Origin of the sequence: Lysinibacillus sp. FSL W8-0992 (assembly GCF_038008685.1) — a bacterium.
Classification (GTDB): domain Bacteria; phylum Bacillota; class Bacilli; order Bacillales_A; family Planococcaceae; genus Lysinibacillus.
On the sequence record NZ_JBBOZQ010000001.1, the window covers coordinates 4,119,148 to 4,133,236 of the forward strand.

At 38.7% G+C, this 14,089-nt stretch carries 13 protein-coding genes; 1 reads left to right on the forward strand and 12 read right to left on the reverse strand.

What is annotated here, in order from left to right:
- Nucleotides 1-14 precede the first annotated feature (14 nt).
- Nucleotides 15-629 carry an ABC-2 transporter permease gene (locus tag NSQ74_RS20615; protein ID WP_340825783.1) on the forward strand — a complete coding sequence of 205 codons (615 nt, stop codon included), beginning with the start codon at nt 15-17 and terminating at the stop codon, nt 627-629.
- Between the two features lie 181 nt (nt 630-810).
- Here NSQ74_RS20615 and NSQ74_RS20620 read toward each other — a convergent pair whose 3' ends face one another.
- From NSQ74_RS20620 to infB, 12 genes are all read right to left on the reverse strand, one after another.
- Nucleotides 811-1,305: a HugZ family pyridoxamine 5'-phosphate oxidase gene (locus tag NSQ74_RS20620; protein WP_340825784.1), complete on the reverse strand. Its 495-nt coding sequence runs from the start codon at nt 1,303-1,305 to the stop codon at nt 811-813.
- An 11-nt stretch (nt 1,306-1,316) separates the two neighbouring features.
- Nucleotides 1,317-2,099, reverse strand: a complete 783-nt coding sequence (locus NSQ74_RS20625; protein ID WP_340825785.1) for an ABC transporter ATP-binding protein — start codon at nt 2,097-2,099, stop codon at nt 1,317-1,319.
- Nucleotides 2,100-3,092, reverse strand: coding sequence for a FecCD family ABC transporter permease (locus NSQ74_RS20630; protein WP_340825787.1), 993 nt, complete (start codon nt 3,090-3,092; stop codon nt 2,100-2,102).
- Nucleotides 3,093-3,107: 15 nt separating this feature from the next.
- Entirely contained in the window at nt 3,108-4,100 is a 993-nt protein-coding gene (locus NSQ74_RS20635) for an ABC transporter substrate-binding protein (protein WP_340825788.1), read from the reverse strand.
- A 670-nt stretch (nt 4,101-4,770) separates the two neighbouring features.
- Entirely contained in the window at nt 4,771-5,994 is a 1,224-nt protein-coding gene (locus tag NSQ74_RS20640) for a M16 family metallopeptidase (RefSeq protein WP_340825789.1), read from the reverse strand.
- 71 nt (nt 5,995-6,065) lie between these two features.
- Nucleotides 6,066-8,180 (reverse strand): polyribonucleotide nucleotidyltransferase, encoded by a 2,115-nt coding sequence (gene pnp, locus NSQ74_RS20645; protein WP_340825791.1) that lies wholly within the window; start codon nt 8,178-8,180, stop codon nt 6,066-6,068.
- Nucleotides 8,181-8,565: 385 nt separating this feature from the next.
- Nucleotides 8,566-8,835 carry a 30S ribosomal protein S15 gene (rpsO, locus tag NSQ74_RS20650; RefSeq protein WP_008178982.1) on the reverse strand — a complete coding sequence of 90 codons (270 nt, stop codon included), beginning with the start codon at nt 8,833-8,835 and terminating at the stop codon, nt 8,566-8,568.
- 268 nt (nt 8,836-9,103) lie between these two features.
- Nucleotides 9,104-10,054: a riboflavin biosynthesis protein RibF gene (gene ribF, locus NSQ74_RS20655; RefSeq protein WP_340825793.1), complete on the reverse strand. Its 951-nt coding sequence runs from the start codon at nt 10,052-10,054 to the stop codon at nt 9,104-9,106.
- Between the two features lie 13 nt (nt 10,055-10,067).
- A complete protein-coding gene (gene truB, locus NSQ74_RS20660; protein ID WP_340825795.1) occupies nt 10,068-10,979 on the reverse strand; it encodes a tRNA pseudouridine(55) synthase TruB in 912 nt (303 codons plus the stop codon).
- Nucleotides 10,980-11,058: 79 nt separating this feature from the next.
- Nucleotides 11,059-11,400 carry a 30S ribosome-binding factor RbfA gene (gene rbfA, locus NSQ74_RS20665; RefSeq protein WP_024361990.1) on the reverse strand — a complete coding sequence of 114 codons (342 nt, stop codon included), beginning with the start codon at nt 11,398-11,400 and terminating at the stop codon, nt 11,059-11,061.
- A 113-nt stretch (nt 11,401-11,513) separates the two neighbouring features.
- Nucleotides 11,514-11,792 (reverse strand): DUF503 domain-containing protein, encoded by a 279-nt coding sequence (locus NSQ74_RS20670; RefSeq protein ID WP_340825798.1) that lies wholly within the window; start codon nt 11,790-11,792, stop codon nt 11,514-11,516.
- The gene (infB, locus tag NSQ74_RS20675) at nt 11,792-14,080 is read right to left on the reverse strand and encodes a translation initiation factor IF-2 (protein WP_340825800.1); all 2,289 of its coding nucleotides are present in this window, start codon (nt 14,078-14,080) and stop codon (nt 11,792-11,794) included. Before infB ends, NSQ74_RS20670 begins: the two co-directional genes overlap by 1 nt.
- Between the last annotated feature and the right edge of the window lie 9 nt (nt 14,081-14,089).

Consider the following 14,089-nt stretch of genomic DNA (forward strand, 5'->3'; position numbering starts at 1 on the left):
AGGTTGCATGCACTATGAAAGCTTTATTATGGCATAGATTGTCTATGCAAAAATGGTATATACTTTTGTTGCTTATAATTAGTTTGTCCATTACTTTCATAAACTTACATTTTTTCAGTGCCTCTTCTATCGTCATATTTGCGTTAATTTTTTCTGCGACGATAGTCGAAAGCATGTATACGCAAGATCATAAAGCGAAGTGGGAACTGTTTGTTAATAGTCTTCCTTTAACGAAAAAGATGCAGTTACAAGCGGACTATCTTTATTGTTACGGCTTAATTGCACTACTGTTTATCACATCTGCCCCTATTTATTTTTCACCGTTTTACGAGCATAGCAATAGCTTCGAGCATTTCGCTATTTATTTCGCAAATATTAGCTGTGCTATTTTGCTTGTTTGTACGCAATTTTATACACACCATATAGAGGAGACTAAAGGGATGCGTTCCTTTAGAATGATCGTTTATGTATTACTTATTTTTTCCGTTAATTTTCCAATCCATTATTATTTATCAATGGTAGCTGTCAATTTGTCAGTCATTTTAATACCAACAGTAATTAGCGTAATCATCAGTATTTTCGTTTTTCGAAAATGCCATGTGCTGTATAGAGCTAAAGAGATCTATTAATGCTAACAACAATCCGACTGACCAATAATATTCATAAATAGGACAAGCCCCACCGTGAAATAAACCACGGTGGGGCTTGCTTTGTAAAGGTGAAGGCTAATTTCCGGTGCGGGTTGCTCGCTTTCCGCGGGGCGTTGCTTAAGCGCACAGTCGGAGCGAAAATCAAACGCTCACGTTTATGCTATTTTTTATCAATTACTACATGTTTTAAAGTGTCAGTAGTTACATCAATATCAAACGCTTTACCGAAACCGACAACGTAACGACCTTCTAAAGGTGTTAGCTCAAATAGTGAAAAATCAAGTGTGCGCAATAATTGCATCATTTTCGCATTATGCACTTCATCGAATAATGCAAACACTTCCTCATAGCCTTCATTACCTAATAAAGTTGGTGTACATTGCCAACGTGCACGCTCTGTCGCAAACGGGTTAGCTGTTACTGCCTCGTCTGCTACACATATTAAATCTACAAATTGAGACTGCTCCATTAGTTTAAAATGCTCAGCAATCCGACTAATATAAACATAAAATTTCCCGTTTAGTCGCACAAATGGTGTAGTACTGCTGAACGGCTTACCTTCTGCATCTACAAGACTAAGAACACAACTTTTTTTACCTTGTATAAACGCTTCATAATCCTGTTTAATTTGGTCCATGTTAATTTCTTTTTGCATCCTAATTCCTCCTATGCCTTCACAGTACTTTTTAATTGAATTCGTGGAGCGGAATCCCATGATACATATTGAATTTCCGCTTCCATCCGGTAAATTTGCTGAATCATTTCTTCTGTCATCACATCTTCAGGCGTACCAATTTGTGCTCGGTATCCATCCTTTACAACGACAATTTGGTCGCTATAACTAGATGCTTGATTTAGATCATGGATTACCATAACAACGGTCATCCCCATTTCACGATTAAGCTCTCGTACTAATTCCAGTACTTCATGTTGATGGGCAATATCTAAATAAGTCGTAGGCTCATCCAATAATAAAATTTGTGGTCGTTGTGTCAATGCCATCGCAATCCATGCGCGTTGCGATTCTCCACCAGATAACGCCGCAATTGGTTGATCTCGATAATGCATTAACTGCGTTCTCTCTAATGCCCAATCAATGATTTCTTCATCTTCTGCATTTAAACGTTCAAACCATTTTTTATGTGGATAGCGACCATAAGCGACTAAATTTCGAACTGAAATATCTGCTGGTGCTTGATTTCGCTGACTAAGTATACACATTTTCTGTGCAATTTCTTTAGACGAAAGTCGACGTATATTTTCGCCATCGAAGGTAATTGTCCCACCACTGTAAGGCTGCATACGTGCAATGGCCTTTAGTATAGTAGACTTTCCAGAGCCATTCGGCCCGATAATGGATAGTACCTCTCCTTTGTTGACATCAAATGAAAAATTATGGACAACTTCTTTTTGCTCATAACGGACAGATAGCTGTTCAATTTTTAACAATTAAAACGCCTTCTTTCGCATTAAATATAAGAAATAAGGTCCACCAATAACAGCCATAATAATCCCTGCTGGAATATCTAGTGGCGCAAATAATGTCCGACCACCTGTATCTGCAATAAGTAATACTATAGCGCCCATCGCCATACTCATCGGAAGCATGTACTTATAGTCTGAGCCTACAAGCATGCGCGCCATATGTGGAACGATTAAGCCGACAAAACCAATCATACCAATTGCCGCTACTGAGATAGCCGCTAAAAATACAGCTAAAATTGATAACATAATACGAATACGTGTTACATTTTCGCCGAGGTTCACTGCAACTTGGTCTCCTAAGCGGATAATATTCGCCTTTCGGATAGCAAAGATTGATACAATCCAACCGATAATCGCGTACGGATAAATCATATGTAGCGAAGCATTTCCCTTCGCAGCAAGGCTACCATTTAACCATTGCACGGCAGAAGGAAGACGATCACTATACATGATGGATAGGAAACCAATGATGCCCCCACCTAATGCATTGACAGCAACACCTGACAAAATAATGGTAATTGGTGAAATACCTGAACGGCGCCAAGCTAATGCGTAAACAATTGTTGCCGCAAGCAAGCCCCCAACAAATGCTGCTATCGGAATGTAGCTTGTGAATTCCGGATTCGCTAACATAATAATTAACACAAAGGCAGCAGCACCACTTGTTACACCTGTCAATCCTGGGTCAGCTAATGGATTTCCCATCACCGCCTGCAATAGCGCACCTGAAATTGCAATATTTGCGCCAATAATCAATGCTAGTAACACACGTGGCAGTCGAATATCCCAAATTATCGTTGTATACACACCTTCATTTGTCCGGCCATTTAATATCGTTGATAGTATTTCTGGAATTGTAATATGGACACTTCCAAGTCCAATGGCAACAATCGCTGCTATTAATGTCAGCACAAAGGTAACGATTACGATTATGCGACTTCTCGTTGTACTAATCATAGTTAAACCTCATTCTTACTTGTAGAAATAATCTGCAATTGTTGTAAGTGCTGTTTCTACATTGGCAATGGAAGTCACACCAAATGTACTATAATCAAGCATATAGATTTTGTCATTTTTATAAGCTGACAATTGCGTCCATGCACTGTTTTTCTCAATTTCTTGCTTAAATTTATCTTCATTCGCTCCATGATCACCTGAAGCTAACACGAAAATCATATCAGGATCAGCTACTACAATATCTTCTAAGTTCATTGGTGAATATGTTGATTCTGCTTTTAACACGGATTGTGCAATATTATCTGCACCTAAACGTTCAACTAAACTACCTAAATATGATTTTTCGTTCATAACCATGAATGAATCAGATGTACCAATCACTAGCATTACAGATGGAAGTTCCTTGCCTTTCCCCTGTGTTTCTAGTTCATTTTCCTTCGCTACAATACTTTGTAGCACTTCATTCATTTTATCTTCTTTTCCAAAGTATGTACCAAGTACTTTGAAACTTAATTTTAAATCATCATATGACTCTGTTGGTAAATATGCTGTTGGAATATTCATCCCTGTTAATGCTTGATCCAAAGAGCTTTGAAGAGCTGATGCCCCAATAATTAAACCTGTTTGTAAACTTGAAATGACTTCTAAATCCGGTGCCATCGGTGAGCCAATTTTCGTAATTGCCTCAAAATCTTTAGGAAGTGGATTTGTCGATGTTGGAACTCCCACTGGTGTAATTCCTAATAGGTGAAGCATCTCTGTTAACGGGACAGATGTAGTGACGATCTTGTCAGGCACCTCTGCCGGGAAACTTGCTAAAGCTTTTTGAAATGCTTCTTCATCTACGCCGTCTTCTAATGCTTCTGATGCATCTTCTTTTTCATCTGTTGCTACTTCTTGTTGTTCTGGTTTATCTGCTTCTTTTTCTACACCTTTTTCTTCTTGCTTTGCACATCCTGCTAATGCACATACTATTACTAAAAGACTAACCCAAACCCACTTTTTCATATTTTCTATCTCCCTACTAACTGATAATGATATTCAATGTCATTCATAATATCAGAGTTCATTGATAATAGCAACGTCTAATTGATAATATCTTTTCCAATTGAAAAATATGCATAGCTTATATTGCTTCTTCCAGTTGTAGCATGTGAACCAATAACTAAATAAAAAAGCGAGGCATTTAACGATTGAATCGTTAAATACCTCGCTAGAAACTGGAAACAAAGAATTAAATAAAGGTGATTCGCTCCGAGTAGACGCTTTTCCGCAGAAAGTCTGTCTAGCAAAAAAATTGTTTGGGTGCCTAATTGTTTGGGTGCCTGGCACTCAGCATACTATCGTTTCCTAAATCAGGGATATCCACTTCGCTTTCCGCTGGCACCGTGTAAGCCCCAACCCTCGCTGTCCCACGGTCTGTTGCGTCTTTTATTGCGTTCGTTCTTTAGAAGAAGTCTACGTGGATTTTTTCTTAATAAATCATAAAAATTGTTTGAGTGCCTGGCACTAGCAGTAGGCGATACGATACTCCTGCAAAACAGCCCGAGCGGAAATCGACTGCAGTAGTGTAAATCTATAACTTTGTCTACACACTAAAGCGAGGCATCCAACAATCGAACCGTTGGATGCCTCGCAATAAAATATGAAATTTTTGTGACCTCGTTTCAGGCTCTTTTTATGCTTCAGGTCCGATAATTGAAATCGCAGGCTCTGCTTTTAATATTTTAGCAATGAGTCGGTCAACTGATTCCATTGTTACAGCATCAATTGACGCTAATACTTCATCTACTGAACGATGTCTTCGATGAACTAATTCACTTGTACCATTACGATTCATACGTGCACCCGTACTTTCAAGACCAAGTACAAAGCTTCCTTTTAGCTGTTCCTTAGCATTATCTAGCTCTTCCTCCGTTACGCCTCCCGCTACAATATCAAGTAATGTAGCATCAATCGTATGTTGCAATTGCGAAAGCTGCTGGCGACTTGCACTGCCGTAAATCGTAAATGCTCCAACATCTGCATAGCATGATTGATAGGAGAAAATTGAATACGCTAAGCCGCGCTCTTCTCGTACCTCTTGGAATAGACGGGAGCTCATGTTTCCACCAATAATATTATTTAAAGCAATAAAGCTATACATATCTGGATCTTTGACACCGATTGCCGGATAAGAAAGTGCTAAATGCGCCTGTTCCGTATCACGCGTTTTCGTAATTTCTCCTGGATGGAACTGTGGGTTTGTCAGGACAGGTACAACAGCAAGTGGTGAAGCCTCGTAATGTCCGAACAAATTTTCAATCGTTGTTAATAGTGAGGAAGAAATATTTCCTGCCACAGAAATTACAATTGATTCTGGTCCATAATGTTTTGCCATATATTGTCGAATCACATCTGCAGTAAATGTTTTTAATGTAGCAGCAGTCCCTAAAATTGGACGTCCTAGTGCATCATTTGGATACATTACTTCCCAAAGCTTTTCATGAACATCGTCATCAGGAGCATCTTCACTCATTAATATTTCCTCTAGCACTACTTGACGTTCCTTTTCTAATTCTTCTTCCGAAAATGTCGAATTAAAGAACATATCTGCAAGGATTGTTATGGCAAGCTCTGCATGATGATCTAAAACTTTCGCATAATAGCATGTGTTTTCCTTTGAAGTAAAAGCATTTAGTTCTCCGCCAATTCGGTCGAACTCCTCTGCTATTTGGCGAGCAGTTCGCGTTTTTGTCCCTTTAAAAAGCATATGTTCGATAAAGTGCGTGATTCCATTCTCCTCTGGAAGTTCATAGCGAGAACCAGCATTGACAAAAATGCCAAGAGCAACGGATCTTACATGATCAATTTGCTCAGACACAATACGCACACCGTTTTGACATGTATGTACTTGTACCAAATAATTTCCTCCTTTTACAACCGTTTTATTTGAAAAAGGCTGCGCATCATACGCAGCCTTTTTTTATAAAATTATTTATCTTGTTCTGCGCGTTCTTTTTCCTCTTGAATAACTACTTTACGAGATAAGTTTACACGACCTTGCTTGTCGATTTCAATAACTTTCACAAGTAATTGATCGCCTAGTTTTAACACATCTTCTACTTGCTTTGTACGTTCTTCTTGAATTTCAGAGATGTGTAATAAGCCATCTTTGCCTGGGAAGATTTCACAAAAAGCACCGAATTTTTCGATACGTTTTACAGTTGATAAGTAGTATTCGCCAACTTTTGCTTCACGTACGATATCTTCAATAATTTGTTTTGCACGTGCGTTCATTTCTTCATCTGCTGAAGAAATGTAAATTGTACCGTCTTGCTCTGTATCAATTTTTACGCCTGTTTCTTCAATAATTTTGTTGATTTGTTTACCACCTGGTCCAATTACATCGCGGATTTTATCTGGATTGATACGCACGATAACAATTTTCGGTGCATAAGTAGATAATTTCTCACGTGGCTGTGCAAGTGTTGCAAGCATTGATTCTAAAATATGCATACGACCAATTTTAGCTTGTGTTAATGCTTCTTCTAAAATATTGCGTGATAAACCGTCAATTTTAATATCCATTTGAAGCGCTGTTACACCTTTAGCTGTACCAGCTACTTTAAAGTCCATATCACCAAGATGATCTTCCATACCTTGGATATCCGTTAAAATTGAGTAATGCTCACCTTTTTTAATAAGTCCCATCGCAATACCAGCAACAGGTGCTTTTAACGGAACACCAGCATCCATCATAGCTAAAGTAGAAGCACAGATTGAAGCTTGTGATGTTGAGCCGTTTGATTCAAGTACTTCTGATACACAACGGATTGTGTATGGGAATACAGATTCATCAGGAATTACTGCTTCGAGTGCACGCTCACCTAAAGCACCGTGACCGATTTCACGACGACCTGGACCACGAATTGGACCAGTTTCACCTACAGAGAATTGAGGGAAATTGTAGTGATGCATAAAGCGTTTTGATTCTTCTACACCTAAGCCGTCGATAATTTGTACATCGCCAAGTGCACCTAAAGTACAAATTGAAAGTGCTTGAGTTTGTCCACGTGTAAATAATGCCGAACCGTGCGTACGTTGTAATAGCCCTGTTTCTGAAGAAAGTGGGCGAATTTCATCAAGTTTACGACCATCTGGACGGATTTTATCTTCTGTAATTTGGCGACGAACTTCGTCTTTCACCATTTTATCTAAAATTGTATGAACTTGTTTCATTGTTGTGTCATCAGCTTCTTGTTCTTCATAAGAAGCGACAATACGGTCCTTCACAGCTTTAATAGCTTCATCACGTGCATGTTTTTCAGCAGTTTGAATCGCATCATGCATTTCCGTTTCACATGCTGCTTTAATATCAGCTTGAATAGCTTCATCAATTTCAAACAATGTTACAGGTAATTTCTCTTTCCCTACTTCAGCAATAATTTGCTCTTGGAAAGCAATTATTTTTTTAATTTCTTCATGACCGAACATAATTGCTTCTAGCATTATCTCTTCAGGTACTTCTAAAGCGCCTGCTTCAACCATGTTAATAGCATCTTTGTTACCAGCGACAGATAAATGTACTGTTGAGATGTTTGACTGCTCCACTGTTGGGTTCACGATGAATTCACCGTCAATATAACCAACCTGTACACCAGCAATAGGACCGTCGAATGGAATATCAGAAATTGCTAATGCTAATGATGAACCTACCATTGCTGCCATTTCAGACGTGCAATCAGGATCATTAGACATAACCATTGAAATTACTTGTACTTCATTACGGAAACCATCTGGGAACATTGGACGAATTGGACGGTCAATTAAGCGGCTTGCTAAAATCGCTTTTTCAGATGGACGCCCTTCGCGTTTAATAAAGCCGCCAGGAATTTTACCCGCTGCATATAAACGTTCTTCGTAGTTTACTGTTAATGGGAAGAAATCTAGTGGTTTTGGTGATTTTGACATTGTTGCTGTTGCAAGTACAGAAGTATCACCATAGCGTACTAATGCTGCTCCATTTGCTTGTTTAGCTAACTGTCCTACTTCAATTACAAGTGGACGGCCAGCCCATTCGTAGGAATAGACTTTCTTTTCGTTCATTCAATGAACCCCTCTCTATTATAAAAACACTTACTCGTCTGTATGTACTAATAGTAAGTGTACCAAAAATGCTTGTTCTATGCTAAATATTTCATGAAATAATCATACATTTAAATTCAGTTATTGCCAATTTATTTAGGATTTATTTCTTAATTTGGTATTAATGGCGTTTTTACTTGCTTTTGTGCTTATATTTTGATTTTATTTGGCTATTTTTTGCTATTCATGTTTATAGTAGCCTACGTATAAAGATTATTTTGTTAAATTGCACTTAGTCATTCACTTTCCATTTACAAGTATCAATCTTGGTAAATACTTAAGAATAGCTAGAAAGTTTTATAAACATAAAGAAAAAGCGGGAATAATCCCGCTTTTCGATTGTCAATTAGCGACGTAAGCCTAAACGATTGATTAGTTCACGGTAACGTTGAACGTCAGTTTCACGAAGATATTTAAGTAAGTGACGACGACGACCTACCATTTTTAGAAGACCACGCTCAGAGTGGAAATCTTTTTTGTGTGTACGTAAGTGAGTGTTTAAAGCGTTGATTTCAGCTGTTAAAACTGCAACTTGTACTTCTGGAGAACCAGTGTCACTTTCGTGAGTACGGTACTCAGCGATAATTTCGTTTTTACGTTCTTTTGTAATAGCCATTTGTATTGACCTCCTAAATAATTGTTTAATCCCCATTAGCACAGTAAACGTTGGAGTCATCGGTATACCGAGCTAAGGTTAAGCACTTTATGCACTTATGAATGTTACCATAAAATAATGGGTCAAGCAAGTAATAACGTTGTTCTGGCAAACGTCCAAGCATTACAGACCTCAAGCAAATAGTGCTGAGTAAGCGAAACAGTACTGTAAGAGGGAGTGATTCTATCCTATTTAATACCATTTTACTCTGCATGCATTTTGACAGCGTCTACTCGATTACGTTAAAAAAGTGAATAGCCTCTTGCTTATCTTTTTCTATTTGTGTTTTTAACGCTTCGATTCCGTCGAATTTACGCTCGCTTCGAATACGTTTATACCAAGCAACATGCACTTCCTCGCCATAGATGTTTTTCTCGAAGTTTAAAATATGAACCTCGATAGACAGTTGCTTGTCATTAGGATCTTTAAATGTTGGTTTATAGCCTACATTACATACGCCATCATACCAATTATTTTGCACAAGTAGACGAACAGCATACACACCACTTGCTGGGATGTATGTGCCCTCTAATGCTTGAACATTGGCAGTAGGGAAGCCTATCGTACGTCCGCGCTTATCGCCATGCACAACAATACCTTTTATGTCAAAAGGTCGCCCTAGAAGCATTCTTGCTGCCTCCATATCCCCCTCCTGCAATAACTTACGAATACGCGTTGAGCTAATTTTCTCAAGCGCATCGGTTTTCTTATCGACAACTGTTACACCATATTCCCCATTACTTAATGCACGCATATCTTCCATTGTGCCTTTACCAAATGCACCAAACGAAAAATCAAAGCCTGCTGTAACGTGTTGAATGTTTAATCCTCGAATAAATGTATCAATAAAAGCAGCAGGTGACAGCTTTGCAAAGTCCGATGTAAAATGGACAACAAATACAGTATCTACACCTTGTTCTTCAAACAGCTGCAATTTCTGCTGTAATAATGTAATATAGAATACTTTTTCATTTCGTCCGCCTAGCACTAAAGATGGATGCGGATCAAATGTCATTACGGCAGTTGAAATTTGTCGCTTGTCCGCCTCTTGCTTGGCAGCAGCAATAACCGCCTGATGTCCAATATGTACACCATCAAAAAAGCCAATTGCCAATGAGTAAGGCTGTATGCTTTCTCGTTGCTGTAATTGGTGTGGGTATTTTAAATGAATGACCTCCATACAAAAAATCCTCCTACTCTATCGTCGGAAACATTTTATGTGGTTTCATGTACCCTTCCTTAGTCGGATGGGCTTGATAAACCGCAAATGCTTTTCCTTTGATTCCAAACACAATTTTATCATGCACCTTTAATAATGCATCTGCTGGAAGCACTTGTCCATTGAAAATTTCTTTTTCATTAGCGGCAGTTATTTCAATATATGGATAGTCTGATAATGCATATTCTACAGGAAGTATGCATGTATTGATTTGTTCATTTTCCATTAATTCTGTAACTTGTGCCAGTGTAAAGCAATTATCTTGCGTAAATGTACCTGATGCTGTTCGCACAAGCTCATGCATATGTGCAGGATATCCAAGTGCATCGCCTATTTGTACAGCAAGTGTACGAATATACGTACCTTTGCTACATGAGATTCTTACAGGGAATGTAATTTCATGTCCTTCGTAAGTTTCCTTCTCATCAAGTAACTCTAATGCATAAATTGTAACCTGTCTTGTTGGTCTTTCAACAGTCTCACCTTTACGAGCATATTCATATAAACGTTTGCCATTTACTTTTACAGCTGAAAACATCGGTGGCGTTTGATTAATGATACCAGTTAAGGAAGCTAATACATCGAGCAGCTCCGCACGTGTAAACGACTTATTTGTGTTATCTTCGGCTACTGTTTCTCCTTCGGCATCTTCAGTTGTCGTTGTTCGCCCAATTGAAATCACTGCCTCATAAGTCTTACCTGCATCTGTTAAATATTCTGCAATGCGGGTTGCCTGTCCGATACAAATTGGAAGAACACCTTCCACTCCTGGATCTAATGTGCCCGTATGGCCTACTTTTTTTGTACGCAATATTTTTCGTAATTTAAAGACGCAGTCATGACTTGTCATGCCACGTTCTTTCCACAGCGGTAAAATACCATTCATAAAAATCCCCCTTAAACAAAATTGCATAAAAAAAGTCTGCCTGCATGAAGATGCATGTGGCAGACTTTTACTGTTGTGCTTATTCTTTGTGTAAACCACGTAGCAATGAATCAATACGGTTCCCATATTCAATCGATGAATCGAATTCAAAGATTAACTCTGGTGTTCGACGTAAACGGATACGAGAACCGATTTCTGAACGGATAAAGCCAGCTGCTTTTACTAAAGCTTTTAGCGTTTCCTCACGTTCCCGTTCATTGCCTAAAGATGTAATATAAATTGTTGCTTGTTGTAAATCACCTGTTACATCTACACCAGTAACAGTAACGAAGCCAACACGCGGATCTTTAATTTTACGGCCAATAATATCACCAAGCTCTTTTTTCATTTGCTCAGCAACACGGTTTGAGCGTAGAGACATAATTAGTCACCTCAATTTCGATGTTCAAATATTTACGCTACAGGCGAATGATGATGGCGCATGTTCACACGCCACATCAGCCTTCCTGCAACTATCGCAAATATCCTTACTACTTATAAATAGTCTCGCCACACATTAAGCTGTTCCCAAGACGGATTTGACTCTAAATAATGTAGAGCATGATTGATTTCACGCTCTGCTGCTTCTTTCGAGGAAGAAACAGCAACAAGCGCTAATTTCGTACGTTGCCATACATCTTGATGGTCAATTTCTGCAATGGATACATTAAACTTCTGTTTTGTGCGAGTAATCATACGCTGTAAAACAGCGCGCTTTTCCTTTAACGAATGGGCAGTTTGAACGATAAATTCTACCTCAACGTATACAATCATTATGCACGTTTAATTTCTTCCATAATGTATGCTTCAATGATGTCGCCTTCTTTAATGTCATTGAAGTTTGTAATCGTTATACCACATTCGTATCCTCTTGCAACTTCTTTTACTTCGTCTTTGAAACGTTTTAATGTATCTAATTCGCCTTCGAAAATCACGACGTTGTCACGGATGACACGTACGCCTGAATCGCGTGTTACTTTACCTTCTGTAACGTAAGAACCAGCAATCGTACCTACTTTTGATACTTTAATTGTTTGACGAACTTCCGCTTGACCAATAATTTTTTCTTCAAATTCTGGATCTAGCATACCTTTCATCGCTTGCTCGATTTCTTCGATTACTTTATAAATAACACGGTGTAGACGAATATCTACGCCTTCTTCTTCCGCTGCACGTTTTGCATTAATATCAGGTCGTACGTTGAAACCGATAACGATTGCATTCGATGCTGCTGCAAGAGAAATATCTGATTCTGTAATTGCGCCAGCGCCTGTGTGGATAATTTTCACATTTACGCCTTCGACATCAATCTTCATTAGTGAAGCAGCCATAGCTTCTACAGTACCTTGAACGTCAGCTTTAACGATTAAGTTTAACTCTTTCATTTCGCCTTGGCTCATTTGTTCGAATAAGTTATCAAGCGTTACACGTTGTTTTTCAGAACGTTGTGCTTGAATAGCTGTCATTGCACGAGTTTCCCCAACTTGACGAGCTGTTTTTTCGTCTTCGAATACAACGAAGCGGTCACCAGCTTGTGGCACATCGTTTAATCCTGTAATTTCTACTGGCGTTGATGGGCCTGCTTCTTTCACACGACGACCTTTATCGTTGACCATAGCACGTACACGGCCATAAGCGTGACCAACTACGATAGGATCTCCGACTTTTAATGTACCGTCTTGTACTAATAGTGTTGCAACAGAACCACGACCTTTATCAAGTTGTGCTTCAATTACAGTACCAAGTGCTAAACGATCTGAATTTGCTTTTAACTCTCCAACTTCGGCAACAAGTAAGACCATTTCTAACAATGTGTCAATACCTTCACCTTTTAATGCTGAAATAGGGACGAAAATCGTTTCGCCACCCCAAGCTTCAGGTACAAGACCATGCTCAGTTAATTCTTGCATCACACGATCAGGGTTTGCTGATGGTTTATCCATTTTGTTAACAGCAACAATAATTGGCACTTCTGCAGCTTTGGCATGGTTAATCGCTTCAACTGTTTGAGGCATTACACCATCGTCTGCCGCTACTACTAAAATTGTTAAGTCTGTTACTTTCGCACCACGCGCACGCATTGTTGTGAATGCCGCGTGTCCAGGTGTATCAAGGAACGTAATTTTTTTGTCGCCTTCAGTTACTTGGTATGCACCAATATGTTGTGTAATACCACCAGCTTCTCCAGCAGTTACTTTAGTATGACGAATTGAGTCTAGTAACGTTGTTTTACCATGGTCAACGTGACCCATAATTGTTACTACAGGAGGTCGTTCTGATAATTCAGCTTCATTAACTTCCTCTGTTTCGAAGTGCGTTTCTAAATCCGTAATATCCACACGGATTTCTTCTTCAACTTCTACACCGTAGTCTGCACAAATTAACTCGATTGCATCCTTATCTAATTCTTGGTTAATTGTAGCCATAACACCAAGCATAAATAATTTTTTAATGATTTCAGATGGCTCACGGTATAATTTTTTAGCTAATTCAGCTACAGAAAGTGATTCAACAAATGTAATTTTTTCTGGTAATTCTTTTTGTTTCATTGGTATTGTTGGTTGATGCGTTTTTGGATGACGGCGTTTACCGCCGTGAATTCCTGGTTTTGGACGTTGGTTGTATCCACCGCCGCCTCTACGATTATTATTATTATTGTTATTATTATTATTTTGTGTCATATTTCGATTTTGATTACCTTTAGTATTCTTAGATTTTTCGTTAGACGAATTTGAGTTTTGTTGCGTTTGTTGATTGTAATTATTCGCTTTCGGCTTAGAAGTAGCAGACTGCTGCTTTTGTCCATCTTGCTTTTTCACCGATTGCTGTGGTTTTTGTTGTCCATTCGCTTGAGATCGTTGTGTTACATTTTGAGTAGGCTGTTTTGCGTCTCTTTTATCTGTTGGTGCTTTAAATGATTGGTTTAACTTTACCACTGTGTCGTTCTCCAACATTGACATATGGTTTGTTACACTCACATTTAGTTTACTTAGCGCTTCAATAACCTCTTTACTCGATTTATTCACTTGTTTGGCATATTCATGAACTCTGATTTTGGTCATCTGCTCACC

Excerpts from the sequence above, each read along its gene's own strand:
- NSQ74_RS20615 (WP_340825783.1), top strand. The coding sequence starts at position 15 with ATGAAAGCTTTATTATGGCATAGATTGTCTATGCAAAAATGGTATATA.
- NSQ74_RS20620 (WP_340825784.1), bottom strand. The coding sequence starts at position 1,305 with ATGCAAAAAGAAATTAACATGGACCAAATTAAACAGGATTATGAAGCG.
- NSQ74_RS20630 (WP_340825787.1), bottom strand. The coding sequence starts at position 3,092 with ATGATTAGTACAACGAGAAGTCGCATAATCGTAATCGTTACCTTTGTG.
- NSQ74_RS20635 (WP_340825788.1), bottom strand. The coding sequence starts at position 4,100 with ATGAAAAAGTGGGTTTGGGTTAGTCTTTTAGTAATAGTATGTGCATTA.
- pnp (WP_340825791.1), bottom strand. The coding sequence starts at position 8,180 with ATGAACGAAAAGAAAGTCTATTCCTACGAATGGGCTGGCCGTCCACTT.
- rpsO (WP_008178982.1), bottom strand. The coding sequence starts at position 8,835 with ATGGCTATTACAAAAGAACGTAAAAACGAAATTATCGCTGAGTACCGT.
- ribF (WP_340825793.1), bottom strand. The coding sequence starts at position 10,054 with ATGGAGGTCATTCATTTAAAATACCCACACCAATTACAGCAACGAGAA.
- truB (WP_340825795.1), bottom strand. The coding sequence starts at position 10,979 with ATGAATGGTATTTTACCGCTGTGGAAAGAACGTGGCATGACAAGTCAT.
- rbfA (WP_024361990.1), bottom strand. The coding sequence starts at position 11,400 with ATGTCTCTACGCTCAAACCGTGTTGCTGAGCAAATGAAAAAAGAGCTT.
- NSQ74_RS20670 (WP_340825798.1), bottom strand. The coding sequence starts at position 11,792 with ATGATTGTATACGTTGAGGTAGAATTTATCGTTCAAACTGCCCATTCG.
- infB (WP_340825800.1), bottom strand. The coding sequence starts at position 14,080 with ATGACCAAAATCAGAGTTCATGAATATGCCAAACAAGTGAATAAATCG.